Source organism: Duganella levis, assembly GCF_009857605.1.
Lineage (GTDB): Bacteria > Pseudomonadota > Gammaproteobacteria > Burkholderiales > Burkholderiaceae_D > Rugamonas > Rugamonas levis.
Window position 1 is genome coordinate 96958 of the sequence record NZ_WWCT01000016.1, and the last position, 16622, is coordinate 113579.

A 16622-nucleotide genomic window follows, 5' to 3' on the forward strand; every position below is an offset into this window, starting at 1 on the left:
TTGCGATGGAGGGAATATACGGACTGACCAATTGAAGATAAATAGGCTTGCATTCGCAAGATATCGGACAGATACTTCCGCAATCACACCAGCATTAGGAAAAAACAAGATGGACAGCCTTAGCGGAATTTCGATGTTCGTCACCGTGGCCGAGATGCGCAGCTTTACCAGGGCTGCGGCGCACTTCGGCGTGTCGTCGTCCGCCGTCGGCAAGAGCATCGCCCGCATGGAAGAGCGGCTGCGGGTGCGCCTGTTCCACCGCAGCACCCGCAGCATCACGCTGACGGCGGAGGGCCAGCTATTCCTGGAGCGCTGCCGCCGCATCCTCAGCGAGGTGGAGGCGGCAGAGGCGGAATTATCTGAATTGTCGGGCACACCGAGCGGCCGACTGCGCGTCAGCGCGCCGCAGTTGACCGGATTGCTGATGCCGACCATGACAGGTTTCATGCGCCGCTATCCCGATATCGCGCTGGATATCGACCTTTCCGACCGCATGGTGGACATCATCGAGGAAGGCTTCGATGCCGTCATCCGCACCGGTGCGCAGAGCGATTCCCGGCTGGCGTCGCGCCGCATCGGCTCCTGCAAGCAGGTAGTAGTGGCAGCGGCCAGCTATTTACAGCAGCACGGCACGCCATCGCATCCATCCGAACTGGCGCAGCATGCCTGCCTGCTGCATAAATTCCCGGCCACCGGCCGCATCGAGCGCTGGCCCTTCCGGCTGGCCGAAGGCGTCGCCGATCCGCTGCTGAAGGAGCGTATGACCTGCACCACCATCGAAGCAATCACCTATGCGCTGCTGGAGGGCGAAGGCATCGCTTTCCTGCCTACCTTCATCGTCGACGATGAGCTGAAAACCGGCCGCCTGCAGATTATCCTGGAAGACTATATGGACCAGACGGTGACCTTCTCCATGCTGTGGCCAGCCAGCCGCCACGCCTCGCCCAAGCTGCGCGCCTTCATCGATTACGTGGTGGCGAATATGCGTATTTAGGACATATTAAGGACATTTAGCTCCGATAAGTTCGGAACTGCATCCCCTTTATTCCGCAAAGCGCCGACGGCACACTGTATTCCTCTCACTTTTGACGCAAAGAGGAACCATGAACGCCAATCAGAAAATCCGTGTCGGCATCGTCGGCGCCGGCAATTGGGCCGAATATGGCCACATCCCTTCCCTCCAGCTGCTGCCGCAGTATGCGATTACCGCGATCTACAGCCGCAGCCAGGAAAAGGCCGACGCCGTCGCGGCGCGCCACGGCATTCCGCATGCAGTCAACTCATTGCAGGCGCTGGTCACGCATCCCGAGGTGGATCTGGTGCTGGTGCTGAATCCAGCGCCCAGCCATGAAGAAGCGATCCGCGCCGCCATCGCCGCCGGCAAGGATGTCTACAGCGAATGGCCGCTGACGCCGCGCACCGCGTTGACGCAGGAACTGATCGCATTGGCCGACAAGGCCGGCGTGCGTCACCTGGCCGGCTTGCAGCGCCGTTTCGGCGCCGACTACCGCTATGTGCGCGACCTGGTGCGCGACGGCTATATCGGCGAACTGCGTTCGGCGCGGCTGCACGTCAGCGTCGAGTACTTCCAGTCCTCGCGGCTGCAGGCGCTGTACTTCACCGTCCCGCAACAGAATTATTCCGGCCTGCTGCACATCTACGGCGGCCATTTTTTCGACGCCGTGTTCAGCATGCTGGGCCACCCGACCAGCATCAGCGCATTAGCCGTCAACCAGTTCAAACAGGTGACGCTGATCGAAACCGGCGAAACGCTGCCGCACACGCTGGCCGACCAGGTGGTGGTGAATGGCAGCTTCGCCAACGGTGCCGTGCTGACGGCGCATCTGGAAGCCGGCAAGCGCAATAACTATGGCTGGCAGCTGGATTTGACCGGTTCCAGCGGCGACCTAAAAATCTCCAACAGCACCAGCTTCGGCCAGGCCTTCAACATCATCGAAGGCGCGCAAGGCGACAGCCAGCCGATGAAAGTGCTGCCGGTGCCGGACCAGTACAACTGGCTGCCGCCAAATACACTGGGCGGCAGCCAGCTGGAACTGGCCAACCTGTACGCCGCCTACGCCAGCGACCTGCGCGACGGTACGCACCTCGCGCCAACCTTCGCCGATGCGCTGGCGATGCACCGGCTGATCGACAACATCGAGCTATCGAACGCCGATGGCCGCCGGGTTCAGACCAGTCCCGCCACGTAGCCCGACGATGCCATGCCGGTGCTGTAGACCGGCGCCGGCCGGCTGCGTGGGCGCTGCGGCTGCGGCATCTCGATCACCGCCAGCTCTTGCCTGGCGCTGCCGGTCAGCCTGAACACGCTGACGCTGCGCGCCAGGCGCTCCGCCTGTTCCTGCAACGAGACGATGGCGGCCAGCGATTCTTCCACCAGCGTGGCGTTCTGCTGGGTCACGCTGTCCATCGAGGCCAGCGTGCGGTTCACCAGTTGCAGGCCCAGGCTCTGCTCCCGCGTGCCGCTGCTGATATCGCCCATCAGCGTGGCGCCGCGCAGCACGCCCTGCACAACATCGTCGATGGTGGCGCTGGCGTTCTTCACGGCCTGGCCGCCGCCGTTCACTTCCGTCAGCGACTGCGCGATCAGGTCCTTGATTTCCTTGGCCGACTGCGCGCTACGCTGGGCCAGCGCCCGCACTTCGCTCGCCACCACGGCAAAACCGCGTCCCTGTTCGCCGGCGCGTGCCGCTTCCACTGCCGCATTCAGCGCCAGCAGATTGGTCTGGAAGGCGATGCCGTCCATCAGGCCGACGATGTCGCCGATGCGGCGCGACGAGGCGCTGATGCGTTCCATGGTCGCCGTCACCGCCGATACCGCCACTTCCGCTTCACGCGCCACAGCCGCAGTCTGATCCATCAGCTTGTGCGCCTGCTCCGCCCTGCCAGCGTTGTGGGCGACGGTGGTAGTCAGTTCTTCCACGGTGGCGGCGGTTTCCTCCAGCGTGGCCGCCTGGCCTTCGGTGCGCTGCGACAGATCGCTGGTGCCGGCGGAAATCTGCGCCGACGCGGTGGCGATGGTGTCGGTACCGCCTCGTACCTGCGTCACCATGCGTTGCAGGTTGGTGCTCATCTGGTTCATGGCGCGCAGCAGTTCGGCGGTTTCATCGCGGCCGGCGATATCGGCATCCACCCGCAGGTCGCCCTCCGCCACCCGGCGCGCCATCTCCACGGCACGCGCCAGCGGTACCGAAATCATACGCGCCACACGCGCCGCCAGCAGCAGGCCAAGCACCAGCGCACCGGCCATGAAGGCGAAAATCAGGTGCCGCGCATGGCGGTAAGTCTGGTCCGCCGACAGCGCCGCCTGGGCGCTGCCCGCTTCATTAATGGCGACCAGCTTGTCGATCAGTCCCATCGCCTCAAAGTCGTACTTGCGCGATTCGCCTCTCACCACGGCCAGCGCGCCGGCGTCGTCGCCATGGCGCGACAAGGCCACCACCTGGCGCACCGCGCCACGGTAGGCGTTCATCGACACCTGCAATTGCGCCACGATGTCCAGTTCCGCACTGCTGCGCGGCTGGGCAGCATAGGCGCTCAGCGAAGCCTGCACCTGCTGCATCTGGCTTTCCATATCCTGCTCGTACTTGCGCAGGATTTCAGGTTCGGTCGACACCACATGGAACAGCTCAAAGGTGCGGAAGCGCGTCAGGCCGTACTTGATGTCCAGCGCATTGCGCACGCCCGGCGCCCAGCGGTGGTCGATTTCATTGGTCACGCGGTCCAGCTCATACAGCTGGAACACGGAGAACACCCCCAGCGCCATCATCATCGCCAGCACGGCGGCCACCACCACATTCAGCTTTTTTGCGATCTTCAGATTGCGGAACCAGTTCATGTCGATCTCCTAATTCTGATTTATGCGGCCTGCAGTTGCAGGCTGCCTTCGAGGAAGTCCAGCGCAGATGCCGCTGGCAGCGGGCGGCTGTAGTAATAACCTTGAATCTCGTCGCAACGCCAGGCACTCAGCATGGCGCGCTGCACTTCAGTCTCGACGCCTTCGGCGATCACCGTCATGCCCAGCGCATGGCCAAGGCTGATGGTGGCCTGCACAATCGCACTCTGTTCGCTGACCGCATGCATATTGCGGACGAAGGACTGGTCGATTTTCAGCTTGTGGATCGGGAAGCGCGACAGGTAGGCCAGGCTGGAATAGCCGGTGCCGAAATCGTCGATGGCCAGCTTGAGGCCCAGTGCACGCAGGCGGTGCAGCAAGGCGATCGCGCTTTCGGCGCCTTCCATCATCACGCTCTCGGTGATTTCCAGCTCCAGGCAGGACGGATCGACGTGGGTGGTGGCCAGCAGGTCTTCCAAATGCGCCAGGAAGCCCGGCGCGGCAAACTGGCGCGGCGAGATGTTCACCGCCACCGCCACGCGCTGGCCGGTTTCGGCCTGCCACACGCTGATCTGGCGCACGGCTTCTTCCAGCACCCAGTTGCCGATCGAGACGATCAGGCCCGATTCCTCGGCCAGCGGAATGAACTCCGCCGGCGAAATCAGCTTGCCGTGACGGCGCCAGCGCACCAGCGCCTCGAAGCCGATCAAGCTCCCATCGCCCAGCGATTGCTGCGGTTGATAGTGCAGTTCCAGTTCCTCGCGTTCCACCGCATGGCGCAGCAGCGCTTCCATGTCCAGGCGTTCGCCGGCTTCCGCATTCAGTTGTTGCGAGTAGATCTCCAGCCGGTCGCCGCCGGCCTTGCGCGCCGCTTGCAGTGCGGCGTCGGCATTGCGCAGCAGGACGTCCGGATTGGCGCCGTGCTGCGGATAGTTGACCGCACCGAGGCTCAACGTGGTGTAGATTTCGTGACCTTCGCAATCGTAGGGATTGCGCACTTCATCCCGCAGCACCGACAGCGCTTCGGCGAAGGCCAGGTCGCTGCAATCGGTGCGGAACAGGATGGCGAAGTTGGCGCCGTCCAGGCGGAATACCTCGCCGCCATGACGTTCCGACGCGCTGCGGATGCGCGCTGCCAGGCCGATCATGACGCGGTCGCCGAAAGCGTGGCCAAAACCGCCGATAATGCGCGAGAAACGGTCGATCGTACCCAGCACCACTACATGGGGTACCGCCGGCAGCGACGCCAGGCGCGCCTCGAAACTGCGGCGATGGGCCAGGCCAGTCAGCGGATCGTGGCGCGCCTGGTGGCTCAGTTCATCCTCCACCCGTACCCGGGCCCGGACGTGGTACAGCATGAACAGGCAAGTCACCAGCGCCAGCACGTCGAACACGTGTACCAGGCCGGTGATCCAGCCGATGGCGCGGTTGGCCATGGAGCCGTTGTCGTAGATGTCGTCTTCCACGCCCTGTTGCAGGCCGTCGACCCGCAGGCGCAGCTGCTTGACTTCCTCGTTCATTTTGATCAGCACCGCGCGGGCAGCAGCCGGGTTGACGTCGACCTGGCGTAAGAATTCCGGGGTCAGCTGGATAATACGCTGATAGGCGGCGCGCAGTGCGCCCAGCTCCGGGCCATCGCCCAGGCTGGGACGCAGTTGCTCCAGTGTGGCTTCGAGTTCGCTGCGGCCCATGCTTTCCAGGAATTGGAAGCGGTCCGGCGTGATCGAATCCGTGAACCGTTTGTCCAGCGCCAGCTGGTAGCGCAGCAAGGCGCTTTCAAAATCGCCCAGGTAACGCATCTGCGGGATGGTGCGGTTCAGCAGCGGCGTTTCATTGTGGCGGATATTGTGCGCGGTGCGCTCCATGAAAATCGACAGCGTGACACTGGCGACGATCACCAGCAGCAGTAACATATAAATAAGACGACGCGAACTGCTGATGGTGTGTTTCATGGTTTGTTACTCCTCGGCGTGGGTCGGGAAGCTGCCGCTGGCCTGGTTCAGGCAACGCAGCAATTCGTTCGCTTCAAAGGGCTTGCTCAAAAAGCAGGAGGCGCCACCTTGCAAGGCACGCTTGCACAGGTTCGCTTCCGGGAAGGCGGTCATCAGGATCAATGGCAGGGAATTGCCGCCACGGCGCAACTGCTCCAGCAGCTCGATGCCGCTCATGCCGGGCATCTGCAGGTCGGTGATCACGCAGTGATAGTCACCCAGGGCGCCGGAGGCCAGCAGGGACACGGCGGAATCGTAGGCATTGGCGGCATAGCCGTAGGAACGCAGCAGGCTACGCAGACCGACGCGAACAGCTTCGTCGTCGTCAACGATGGCGATATTACAAAATTTTGGATCCGGATCTGACACTGGTGACTCCCATGTTCGGACGGCGGCTCGCGGCCGTCCAGCGCATGGGAGAACAATACAGTTCAGCGCGAATTGAGAAAATTATACAAGGGTATAGGTGGGCTAAACCTTGGCCAGCCCCAGCGCCTCGGCCATCCGCACCAAATCGGCGAAGGTTTTGGCCTGCATTTTGCGCATGGCGTTGCCGCGATGGATCTTGACGGTGATCTCGCTGGTGCCCACTTCGCCGGCGATCTGCTTGTTCATCAGCCCCCGCGCGGCCAGCGCCATGATCTCGCGCTCGCGCGGGGTCAGCGTCGCATAGCGGGCGGTCAGGCCGTCGCTGGCCTGGTCGCGCAGGCGCCGCTCCTGGTCGGCCGCCAGCGCCGTGTGGATGGCGTCCAGCAGGTCCTGGTCGCGGAACGGCTTGGCCAGGAAATCCACCGCGCCGGCCTTCATGGCCCGCACCGACATCGGAATATCGCCATGGCCGGTCATGAAAATGATGGGCAGCGCCACGCCGTCGCGATTCAGCTCGGCCTGGAAATCGAGGCCGCTGAGGCCTTGCAGGCGCACGTCCAGCAGCAGGCAGCTGGTCAGGTTGCGCCGCGGCTCGGCCAGGAAGGCGGCCACCGACGGAAACGCCGCCACCTGCATGCCGACCGAGCGCAAAAGGCTGGAAATGGCGTCGCGCAGTTGCGCCTCGTCGTCGACGATGTAGACCAAGGCGTCGGAATAATCAATCTGGTTCATGAACAGGCAAGGTGAAAAGAATGGTGGCGCCAGCCACGGGGCTGTCCGGCGCCGGCTCCCGGACCCAGATCCGGCCGCCGTGGGTTTCAATAATGGAGCGGCAGATCGGCAGTCCCATGCCCATGCCGTCTTCCTTGGTGCTGTAGAAGGCTTCGAACAGGCGTGGCACGGCGCTGGCCGGGATGCCGGGGCCGGAGTCGCTGATGCTGACCTGCAGCGCGCCGTCGGCATTGCGCTGCGTCTGCACCGTCAGCACCGCCTGGCCCGGCGCGCACGCCCCCATGGCCTGGATGGCGTTCATCAGCAGGTTGATGAACACCTGCTGCAACTGCACGCGGTCGCCGTTGACCGGCGCCAGGTCCGGCGTCAATCCCAGCATCAGCGCCACGTGGTGGTTATTCAGTTCGCGCCGCACCATGTCGACGCTCTCCTCCACCACCGCATTCAGGTCCAGCCCCGTATAAGTCGGGTCGGTGCGGCGCGCCAGCGCGCGTATCCGCTTGATCACGCCGGTGGCGCGCGCGCTCGACTCCAGGATGCTGGTGACGGTGGCCTTGGCCTCGTCCAGTTCCGGCTTGGGACGATTCAGCCAGCGCAGACAGGCCTCGCCATTGGTCGATATCGCCGCCAGCGGCTGATTGACTTCGTGCGCGATGGACGCCGCCAGTTCGCCCAGCATGGTGACGCGGGTGGCGTGCGCCAGCTGCACCTGCGAGCGGTGCAGCGCCTGTTCGGCCAGCACCGCCGCCGTGACGTCGGTCAGCGCACCGAGATATTCGCAGTCGCCGTCCTTGTTGTAGCGTGGACGCGACAGCACGTGCACATATTTGAGTTCCCCATCCGGCATCAGCAGGCGGTGGCGCATGTCAATGTCGCCTTCGCAGCGCAGCGACTGGTCGATCGCCGCCTGCACGATGTGGCGGTCTTCCGGCGCGGTATGGGCCAGCACGCGCGCCATGGTCGGCTCGACGTCGAGCGGATAGCCATAGATGCGGGCCGCCTCGTCGGACCAGAACATGGCGCCGTTGGGGGCCTTGAAACTGAAGCTGCCGGTCTTGCTGATGCGCTGGGTGCCGGCCAGGAAGGCCTCGCTGCGGCGTAGCGCATCTTCGCGCGCCAGCAGCTCATCGGTAGCGGCCTGGCCGCGCAGCACCAGCACCGTGGTGACCACGATCGCCAGCAGTCCGACCAGCAGGCGCCCGGAAGCGGCGGCGGAAAACGCCTCGCTGTGCGTCACCGCATACGACAGCACCGTCAGCACCAGGCAGGCGGCGCTGGCCAGCAGCACGCCACGGCGGGCCCAGATGCCGGCCGACAGCAGTACCACCACCACGTACATCACGGCGATGGCCATGTCCAGCGGTGAAAATGTGTCGATCGCGAAGATCAACAGCATCAGTAAAATCAATAATGCGGACATCCATGGAGAGCGCGGTACCCGAAGCATGCCTATCCTTTTTGGTTATATTGGCAATCCCCCGGATTATAGTGCGGTTTCAGCGGCTTGCACCCTATACTCCTGTATACGGTCATGTTTGGCCTCCCTATTCCGAGGTATAGTGTCGGCCGCGCCGCAATCAGCTACTCTTGGTATATTAAACCGGCGGGAGACAGACCGTGAAATTGTATGAAACGCTAGCGGCCGATATCGCCAGCCAGATCGCGCAGGGGGTGATACGCGAGGGCGAGAAAATCCCCTCCGTGCGCCAGACCAGCCAACACCACAATTTGAGCGTGTCCACCGTCATCCGCGCCTTCCTGCTGCTGGAAAGCCAGGGCGTGATCGAAAGCCGGCCGCAGTCCGGCTACTTCGTGCGCCGCAAACCGGCGCTGCAGGCCAGCGCCGCCGCCGACACCGCCGCGCCAAACGGGCCGGCCGACATGGCGCGCGGCGAAACGCTTGACACCAGCGAATTCGTGCTCACCACCCTGCGCTCGATCAACCAGGGCAGCGTGCCATTGGGTTCGCCCTATCCCGATCCGGCCAGCTTTCCGTGGGCGCGGCTGAATCAATACGCCAACAGCCTGGCGCGCCGGGCCGGCCAGATGGGCATGACGGCCGACCTGCCGCCGGGGAATCCGGAGCTGATCCGCCAGATCGCCCGCCGCCACCTGGAAAACGGCCTGCCGGTGGACGCCGGCGAAATCATCATCACCACCGGCGCCACCGAGGCGCTCAACCTGTGCCTGCAAGCGGTGGCGCCGCCCGGCAGCGTGATCGCGGTGGAGTCGCCTACTTATTACGCGCTGCTGCAGGCGATTGAACGCATGCGCATGCAGGTGGTGGAGATCCCCACCGATCCGGTGGCCGGCATCGACCTCGAAGCGCTGGAACGCGCGATTGTCGAGCGGGGCGTGGCGGCCTGCATGGTCATGCCCAACTTCCAGAACCCGCAGGGCTACCAGATGAGCGATGAGCGCAAGCGCGCCATGGTGGAAATGCTGGCGCGGCACGACGTGCCGGTGATCGAGAACGACGTCTATCACGAGCTGTATTACGGCGACGTCCATCCAACCTCGCTGAAGAACTACGACACGCGCGGCCTGGTCCTGCACTGTAACTCCTTCTCCAAGACGCTCAGTCCCGCCAACCGCATCGGCTGGGCGCTGCCCGGCCGCTACAGGGCGGAAGTGGAGAAGCTCAAGTTTCTCAACACGCTCAACACCCCAGCCCTGCCGCAGCTGGCGATTGCCGAGTACCTTAAGAACGACGGCTACGACTACCACCTGCGCAAGGTGCGCAAGGCCTACGCGCAAAACGCCAGCATCATGGCGACGGCGGTGCGGCGCTTCTTCCCGCCCGGCACCTACGTCTCGACGCCGGTTGGCGGCTACCTGCTGTGGGTGAACCTGCCGGACGGCATACAGGCGCTGGAACTGTATGCGCGGGCGCAGGAGCGCGGCATCAGCGTCGGCGCCGGCAATATCTTCGCCACCGGCGACGCCTTCCAGCACTGCATCCGCCTTAACTACAGCTATCCGTGGACGGCGGAAGTGGAAGCGGCGGTGCGCACGCTTGGCCTGCTGGCCGGCGAACTTGCCAACTGTGCTCCTCGTCAAAAGGCGAATCTGTAGCCGTTGCCCTGCCAGTGGCGCGCTTATTCTGATAGCGTGCCAACTACAGGGTCCAACTGCCATGAAAACCGCTCGCATCAAAGTCGCCAATCTCCTGATGATCGGCTTCGGATTGATTTGCCTGTTTCTTGCCGCCGTCATTACATTGGGCCTGTCGGAACAGGCCAAGCTGAATGACGCCGCCGCCACCATGGCCGACGACCGCTGGCCGAAAATCGAACTGGCCACCGACGTGCGCCTGCGCGTGACCGATATCGCTGTCTCACTGCGCAACCTGATGCTGACGACAGATCCCTCGGTGCGCGCTCACCAGATCGACAGCATCGAAGGCTACCGGCGCGACGCAGAAAGCAAGATCGCCGAGCTGGATAAGCGCGTGGTGACGCCGGCCGGCCGCGCGGCGCTGGACAAGGTGCGCAGCGCCTATCAGGATTACGTCGTTGGCCAGAAAAAGCTCATCTCATTGGTGCAGGCAGGTCGCGACGACGAAGCGCGCGACTACCTGAACACGCACGTCAAGCCGATGCTGCAAGCCTGCCGCGACACGCTGGCGGCGCAGATCGGCAACGAAGTGACGCTGATGCGCACCGCCCGCGAACAGGCGGTGGAAGCCTACGCCGCCACCCGCCTCAAGATGCTGGCGCTGGGCGCGGCGGCGATGCTAATCTCGATCGGCGTGGCGGCCGCCATCATCGGCCGCCTGCGGCGCGAGCTGGGCGGCGAACCGGATCAGGCGGCGCGCACCGCCGCCAGCATCGCCGACGGCGACCTGACGCGCGCCATCGCGCTGCGCCACGGCGACCGTAGCAGCATGCTGTATGAAATGGAGCATATGCGCGATAACCTCAGCCAGCTGGTGGCGCAAGTGCGCTCCGACACCGAGATGATCGCCTCCGCCTCCAGCCAGATCGCCAGCGGCAACCTCGATCTGTCGGCGCGTACCGAGCAGCAGGCCTCCAGTCTCCAGGAGACTGCCGCCGCCATGGAGGAGCTGACCACCACCGTGCAGCAGAACGCCGACCATGCGGCGCGCGCCAACACGCTGGCCTCGCACGCCTCCTCGATGGCCGGCAAGGGCGGCCAGGCGGTAGCCGCCGTCACTGAACGCATGGAAGCGATACGCAGTTCCGCCGCGCAGATGGCGGACATCATCGGCCTGATTGACGGTATCGCCTTCCAGACCAACATCCTGGCACTCAACGCCGCCGTGGAAGCGGCGCGCGCCGGCGATGCGGGACGCGGCTTTGCCGTGGTGGCGGGCGAAGTACGCCAGCTGGCGCACCGCTCGTCGGAGGCGGCGCGCGACATCGGCAACTTGATCAAGGCGGCGGTGCAGCAGGTCGGCGCCGGCGACCTGCAGGTGCGCGAAGCCGCAGGAGCGATGCAGGACATCGTCGACAGCGTCGCCAACGTGGAACAGATCATGGCGCAGATCAAGCATGCCAGCAGCGAGCAGCACGCCGGCATCCAGGCCTGTAGCCAGGCGGTGGTGCAGATGGACCACGGCACGCAGCAGAATGCCGCGCTGGTGGAACAAGTCGCCGCCGCCGCGCACGCGCTGCAAGAACAGTCGGTACAGCTGGAGGATGCCGTCTCACGCTTCAAGATCGCCCCTGCCCCTGCTGATAATCGCACGCCACGCTTGATGGTGCCGTCATGACCCGCTCCCCCGACACTGCATTCGCGCTGCGCGCCGTCGTCATCGATGGCTGCCCGGCCGACCTGGAAGCCACGGCCACACAATGCCGCGCCGCCGGCATCATCGTCAACGGCTGGTCCGACTGCGGCGCCGGCGCACTGGAACTGATTGAGTCCCTGCCCTCGCCGCCCGACCTGGTCATCACGGAACTCGACCTGCCCGACATGGACGGAGCCGACCTGCTGCAAGCCCTCTCCATGCTGGAACCCGGCCTGCCGGTGGTGCTGGTCAGCCGCCACAGCGCGCGCCTGCACGACGCCGCGCTGACGCTGGCCGCCACGCTGGGACTGGAAGCGCTGGGCGCCCTGAACAAGCCGCTGGAAGCACAGGCACTGCAAGACCTGACCCAGGGCTGCGCACCCGCCGCCGCCCGCACCGCCGCCCTGCTGGCCTTGCGGCCGCGCTGCGACGCCAATGCGCCCCGGCCGGACGCCGGCGAAGTGCTCGGCGCCATCCAGCAACACCAGTTCGAACTGTATTACCAGCCCAAGACCGCATTACATGACGGCGTGCTGCGGGGCGCCGAAGCCTTGCTGCGCTGGCGCCATCCGCATCACGGCCTGCTGTCACCGGCCTGCTTCCTGCCGCAGGCGGAAGCGGCCAACCTGGTCGACATCCTTACCGTGGAAGTGGTCCGCATCGCGCTCAAGGACTGGCGCCGCTGGCATGCCGACGGCCTGTCGCTGCCGATCTCGATCAATCTGTCGCCGCTGTCGCTGGCCGACCCGCACCTTGCGGAACAACTGATCAAAACCGTCAACGACGCCGGCGTGCCGCCGCGCGCCATCACCTTCGAGATTATCGAGCATGAGGAAATCGCCGATCTGGCGACCGCGCTGCGCATTCTCATCAAGCTGCGCATGCACGGTTTCGGCCTGGCGCTGGACGATTTCGGCGCCGGCCACGCCTCGCTGTTGCAGCTATCGCGCTTCCCCTTCACCGAACTGAAACTGGACCGCCGCCTGGTGCACAACGCCAGCAAACGTCCGCACATGCAAGCGCTGCTGCGTCACGCCATCGCCACCGCGCGCGAGATCGGCGTCACCAGCGTGGCGGAAGGCATAGAACTGGAACAGGATCGCCTGCTGTTGCGCGAACTGGGATGCGACCTGGCGCAGGGTTACCTGATCGCCAGGCCGATGCCAGCCGCCGCGCTGCCGCTGTGGAGAGGCAAATCAGCTGCGGCAGGCAAAGTTGCAGGGACGGGTGCGGTGATCCAGCTGCGACCTTAGGATGTGGTTCCAGGCCAGCGCGCAGGCGCCCGGTGAGCCGGGCAAGCAAAAGATCAAGGTATCGTTGGCGACACCGGCCACGCAGCGCGACTGAATCGCCGCCGAGCCGATGTCGTTATACGACAGCTGGCGAAACAGCTCGCCAAAGCCGGGAATCGGCTGATCGAACAACACTTCCACCGCCTCCGGCACCGAATTACGGCGCGCAAAGCCAGTGCCGCCGCTACTGATCACCACATCAATCTGCGGGTCGGCGATGCATTCGCTGAAGGCGCGGCGCAACTGGTAGATATCGTCAAACACAATCTCGCGCCGCAAAACACGATGGCCGCCCTGTTCCAGACTGGCGGCCAATAAATCGCCGGCATCATCGTCGGCGGCGGTTCGTGTGTTGCTGACTGTGATAAGGGCACAGGTAAGCATATTTTCCTTTATGAGATGTTATAGCGTTCGCACGGTTCCATTTGATCCGGCACTTCTTCGCCGCACTGCTCCAGCAGCGAACGTTCGATATTGCGCGTCATGGCGTTCAGCGCCAGGCAGTTGGGATCGGTGCCGAACGGCTCCGAAATCTCCTGCGCGATCGCTTCCAGCGCAAACAGCGTGTAGGCCACGAATACGCACACCAGCGGCGTTACCATGCCCAGGTCGGCCACCAGCCCAAACGGCAGCATGAAGCAGTACAGATACACCGTGCGGTGTACCAGCACACCGTAGGCAAACGGGATCGGCGTATTCGAGATGCGTTCGCAACCACCAACGGCGGCCGCCAGTTCGCTGACCTGGGCATCCAGTAACCACAGCAGCGGTTCGCCTTCGCCGCGTTTGCGGCCAGCGCGCGACAGCATCAGGCGGATGCGGTCCAGCAGCGCCACCGGAATATAGTGCATGCTGCTCAATTCCTGACGCTCCTCCGGCGAAAGGTAGCGCGCCAGGTCTTCCGAAGGATCGGTTTTGCGCAGTTGATGCGTCAATGCGTAGACGAAGGCGATCAGGCGCTGCACGAACAGCTTGCGTTCAAAGCCATCGCCGTCTTGCGGCAGGTAGTTGATCACTTGCGACGTCAGCGCCCGTGCCGCGATCAGGATGCGGCCCCAGATCTGGCGCGCTTCCACGTAACGCGCATAGGCGGCGTTGTTGCGGAACGCCAGGAAGATCGCCAAGCTGACGCCGATCAGCGGGAACGGCACTGTATCCAGCGGCATCTTGCCGCCCAGGATATGGCCATGGGTGACGACCGCCACCCCGCTGATCGCCAGGATGATCAGCAACTGCGGCACGATGGTTTTGAGTACGGAGCCATCCCAGATGAACAGCATCCGCAACCAGTTGGTTGGCGGACGGATGATCATGATGCCGCCGCTGCCGTCAACAATACCGGAATCGATTTGGACGTCGGCGTGCCCGCGCCATCGGCCACGCTGGCCAGCGGCACCAATGGATTGGTCTCCGGGTAGTAGGCGCCGATGCAGCCGCGCGGAATATCGTAGGCCACCAGCATGAAGCCGTCGGCGCGGCGCTCGATGCCGTCATCCCACACGCTCTGCACATCCACCCAGTCACCGGCCTTCATGCCCAGCATGTCGATGTCGGCCTGGTTGATGAAGATCACCCGGCGCATGCCGAACACGCCACGATAGCGGTCATCCAGTGCATAGATGGTGGTGTTGTACTGGTCGTGCGAGCGGGTGGTCATCATCACCATCAGCTTTTCGCCGTGCTTGGCGCGGGCGCGGTGGATCGGTGTATCCAGTGCTATCCCGTGCGGCACAAATTGCGCCTTGCCGCTGGTGGTGTGCCATTCGCGCTCTCGCGACGCCACCTTGAGGTGGAAACCACCCGGCTTGGCCACGCGCGCGTTGTAGTCGTAAAAATCATCGAACACTTTTTCGATGTCGTCGCGGATCAGCGCATAGTCGTCGCGGTAGGCCTTCCACTTCAGCTGATAGCGGTCGCCCAGCGTGGCTTCCGCCATGCGCGAGACGATGGCGATTTCCGACAGCAGCTCCGGCGACGCCGGCTTGTTCAGGCCAAACGAAATGTGCACCATGCTCATCGAGTCTTCCACCGTCACGCCTTGCGGCACGCCGTTCTGCGCATCGATCTCGGTGCGGCCCAGCGTCGGCAGGATCAGCGCCTTGCGGCCGTGGATCAGATGGCTGCGATTCAGCTTGGTGGCCACATGCACCGTCAACGCGCACGACTCCAGCGCCTTGAAGGTCAGCGGCGTGTCCGGCGTGGCCATGGCGAAGTTACCGCCCAGGCCCACGAACACCTTGACCTTCCCTTCCGCCATGGCGCCGATGGTGGCCACCACGTCCAGCCCATGGTGGCGCGGCGGCACGAAGTCGAACACGCGCTCCATGCGGTCGAGGAAGGCGGTGGTTGGCTGCTCCTCAATGCCGACGGTGCGGTCGCCCTGCACATTGGAGTGGCCGCGCACCGGGCACAGACCCGCACCCTGGCGGCCGATATTGCCGCGCATGAGCATCAGGTTGGACAGCATCTGGATCGTCGCCACCGAATTTTTGTGCTGGGTCAGGCCCATGCCCCAGGTGGCGATCACGCGTTCGCCGCGCGCATAGATGTCCGCCAGCTGGTCGATCTGTTCGCGCGACACGCCGGATTCCGCCACCAGCAGCGGCCACTTTTCCGCGCGCAGGTCACGCGCAAATTCCTGGAAGCCGGTGGTGTGCTGGGTGATGAAATCCAGATCGATCAGGCGCTTCATGCCGATCAACACGGCACGGTCGTCCAGCTCCAGCAGGCGTTTGGCCAGGGCCTTGATCAGCGCCAGGTCGCCACTCAGCTTGGGTTGCACGAACAGGGAGCTGATTGGCGTGCTCGACATGGTCAGCATCTCCAGCGGGTGCTGCGGGCTGGTAAACCGCTCCAGCCCGCGCTCGCGCAACGGGTTGATGGAGACGATGGTGGCGCCGCGCTTGGCGCATTCGCGCAACTCGCCCAGCATGCGCGGGTGATTGGTGGCCGGGTTCTGGCCGAAGATCAGCAGCGTGTCCGCGTGTTCGAAATCATCCAGCGTCACCGTGCCCTTGCCGATACCGACGGTGCCCGGCAAGCCACGGCTGGTAGCCTCGTGACACATATTGGAGCAATCGGGGAAGTTGTTGGTGCCATAGGCGCGCACGAACAGCTGGTACAGGAAGGCCGCCTCGTTGCTGGCGCGGCCGGAGGTGTAGAACGCCGCCTGGTCAGGGACGTCCAGCATATTCAATTCATCGGCGATCAGGCGGAAGGCATCGTCCCATGCAACCGGCGCGTACTTGTCGCTGGCCGGATCGTAGACCATGGGATGCGTCAGGCGGCCATGCTGTTCCAGCTCGTAGTCCGATTGCTGCAGCAGTTCGGCGACCGTATGCGCGGCAAAGAAATCCGGCGTCACACGCTTGCTGGTGGATTCCGCCGCCACCGCCTTGACGCCGTTCTCGCAGAGTTCAAAGGTGGACGAGTGCTCACGGTCCGGCCATGCGCAGCCGGGGCAATCGAAACCATCCGGCTGGTTTTGCGCAAACAGCGACTTGTAATTGACGCCGCTCACGCGCTCCTTGAACAGGTTAATCGCCACATACTTCAATGCGCCCCAGCCGGCGGCGGCGTGGTGGTAGGGTTGGATGTGTCCTGTTTTTTCTTTTTGGTCGGCCATGATGAAT

At 64.1% G+C, this 16622-nt stretch carries 13 protein-coding genes; 5 read left to right on the top strand and 8 right to left on the bottom strand.

All coding sequences use genetic code 11. The features are described from left to right. Nucleotides 1-109 precede the first annotated feature (109 nt). Nucleotides 110-994, top strand: coding sequence for a LysR family transcriptional regulator (locus tag GTP69_RS19090; RefSeq protein WP_161056338.1), 885 nt, complete (start codon nucleotides 110-112; stop codon nucleotides 992-994). 109 nt (nucleotides 995-1103) lie between these two features. Then, nucleotides 1104-2210 (top strand): Gfo/Idh/MocA family protein, encoded by a 1107-nt coding sequence (locus GTP69_RS19095; protein WP_161056339.1) that lies wholly within the window; start codon nucleotides 1104-1106, stop codon nucleotides 2208-2210. On the opposite strand, the gene GTP69_RS19100 is transcribed toward GTP69_RS19095, so the two are convergent. The 5 genes from GTP69_RS19100 to GTP69_RS19120 form a co-directional block, all read right to left on the bottom strand. After that, nucleotides 2189-3856 (bottom strand): methyl-accepting chemotaxis protein, encoded by a 1668-nt coding sequence (locus GTP69_RS19100; protein ID WP_161056340.1) that lies wholly within the window; start codon nucleotides 3854-3856, stop codon nucleotides 2189-2191. The genes GTP69_RS19095 and GTP69_RS19100 overlap by 22 nt on opposite strands. A gap of 20 nt (nucleotides 3857-3876) precedes the next feature. Beyond that, nucleotides 3877-5805: a putative bifunctional diguanylate cyclase/phosphodiesterase gene (locus tag GTP69_RS19105; RefSeq protein WP_161056341.1), complete on the bottom strand. Its 1929-nt coding sequence runs from the start codon at nucleotides 5803-5805 to the stop codon at nucleotides 3877-3879. 6 nt (nucleotides 5806-5811) lie between these two features. Continuing rightward, the gene (locus GTP69_RS19110; RefSeq protein ID WP_161056342.1) at nucleotides 5812-6213 is read right to left on the bottom strand and encodes a response regulator transcription factor; all 402 of its coding nucleotides are present in this window, start codon (nucleotides 6211-6213) and stop codon (nucleotides 5812-5814) included. A 102-nt stretch (nucleotides 6214-6315) separates the two neighbouring features. Further along, nucleotides 6316-6945 carry a response regulator transcription factor gene (locus GTP69_RS19115; RefSeq protein WP_161056343.1) on the bottom strand — a complete coding sequence of 210 codons (630 nt, stop codon included), beginning with the start codon at nucleotides 6943-6945 and terminating at the stop codon, nucleotides 6316-6318. Then, on the bottom strand, nucleotides 6932-8341 hold the full coding sequence (locus GTP69_RS19120; RefSeq protein ID WP_161056344.1) for a sensor histidine kinase: 1410 nt from the start codon (nucleotides 8339-8341) through the stop codon (nucleotides 6932-6934). The genes GTP69_RS19115 and GTP69_RS19120 overlap by 14 nt, the downstream gene beginning before the upstream one ends. A 221-nt stretch (nucleotides 8342-8562) precedes the next feature. Here GTP69_RS19120 and GTP69_RS19125 point away from each other — a divergent pair, with 221 nt between their 5' ends. The 3 genes from GTP69_RS19125 to GTP69_RS19135 all read left to right on the top strand — a co-directional run bounded on the left by GTP69_RS19125 (nucleotide 8563) and on the right by GTP69_RS19135 (nucleotide 12951). Next, entirely contained in the window at nucleotides 8563-10020 is a 1458-nt protein-coding gene (locus GTP69_RS19125; RefSeq protein WP_161056345.1) for an aminotransferase-like domain-containing protein, read from the top strand. Nucleotides 10021-10081: 61 nt separating this feature from the next. Continuing rightward, complete coding sequence (locus GTP69_RS19130; RefSeq protein ID WP_161056346.1) at nucleotides 10082-11680, top strand: methyl-accepting chemotaxis protein; 1599 nt, start codon at nucleotides 10082-10084, stop codon at nucleotides 11678-11680. Continuing rightward, nucleotides 11677-12951 (top strand): EAL domain-containing response regulator, encoded by a 1275-nt coding sequence (locus GTP69_RS19135; RefSeq protein ID WP_161056347.1) that lies wholly within the window; start codon nucleotides 11677-11679, stop codon nucleotides 12949-12951. Before GTP69_RS19130 ends, GTP69_RS19135 begins: the two co-directional genes overlap by 4 nt. Here GTP69_RS19135 and GTP69_RS19140 read toward each other — a convergent pair. From GTP69_RS19140 to GTP69_RS19150, 3 genes are read right to left on the bottom strand one after another with little or no spacing between them, the layout of a single operon-like run. Beyond that, nucleotides 12895-13374 carry a molybdenum cofactor synthesis domain-containing protein gene (locus GTP69_RS19140; protein WP_161056348.1) on the bottom strand — a complete coding sequence of 160 codons (480 nt, stop codon included), beginning with the start codon at nucleotides 13372-13374 and terminating at the stop codon, nucleotides 12895-12897. The genes GTP69_RS19135 and GTP69_RS19140 overlap by 57 nt on opposite strands. An 8-nt stretch (nucleotides 13375-13382) precedes the next feature. Further along, nucleotides 13383-14303 (bottom strand): bestrophin family protein, encoded by a 921-nt coding sequence (locus tag GTP69_RS19145; protein ID WP_161056349.1) that lies wholly within the window; start codon nucleotides 14301-14303, stop codon nucleotides 13383-13385. Then, entirely contained in the window at nucleotides 14300-16615 is a 2316-nt protein-coding gene (locus tag GTP69_RS19150; protein WP_161056350.1) for an FdhF/YdeP family oxidoreductase, read from the bottom strand. The genes GTP69_RS19145 and GTP69_RS19150 overlap by 4 nt, the downstream gene beginning before the upstream one ends. Nucleotides 16616-16622 lie beyond the last annotated feature (7 nt).